Origin of the sequence: Chryseobacterium elymi (assembly GCF_003385495.1) — a bacterium.
GTDB classification, from domain to species: Bacteria; Bacteroidota; Bacteroidia; order Flavobacteriales; family Weeksellaceae; genus Chryseobacterium; species Chryseobacterium elymi.
The window spans coordinates 1-472 of sequence record NZ_QNUH01000073.1; the positions used below are offsets into that span (position 1 = coordinate 1).

Sequence of the window (472 nt, forward strand, 5' to 3'; positions counted from 1 at the left end):
TTCAACAGCTCCTTCGCTATTTTTAGCATAACTAACCCTTGCATTTCCTAAATGGTCTCTGTATTGGTAAATATAACGGTTTTCTATGAAACTGTAAAATCCTTCTGAAGTGGCTACAAAGTCCAATGTCCATGTAGCTGGCAAGGTAGGAAAGCCAGGGTCTATAATTATATCTTTAAAAGCTTGCTGCTCATAGGCTACATCAGTCCTGCACCATGTACATTGCTCAATATCAGTAAAATCATATTGGAAACCATCCAAATAATCTGTTATTTTATTCGTAATTGTTGTATTTCCCCTTCCTCCAGGTTTGAAATAAGTTTTACGGAGCTTTGTTCCATCTGCACGATACAGATAATTAAGACTGAAGCTCACAGCAATACCAAAAGGATTTAATTGAGAAATTTGAAAGTCATTAGGTAAATTCAAATAATTGTAAGCAATAGTCTGAATACCTTTATCTTTCATAGTG

Annotated in this window: 1 pseudogene; it reads right to left on the reverse strand. The window is 35.0% G+C overall.

Features of this window, described 5'->3' with window-relative positions:
• Window positions 1-472, reverse strand: a pseudogene (locus DRF60_RS21320) (RHS repeat-associated core domain-containing protein); the annotation flags it as partial.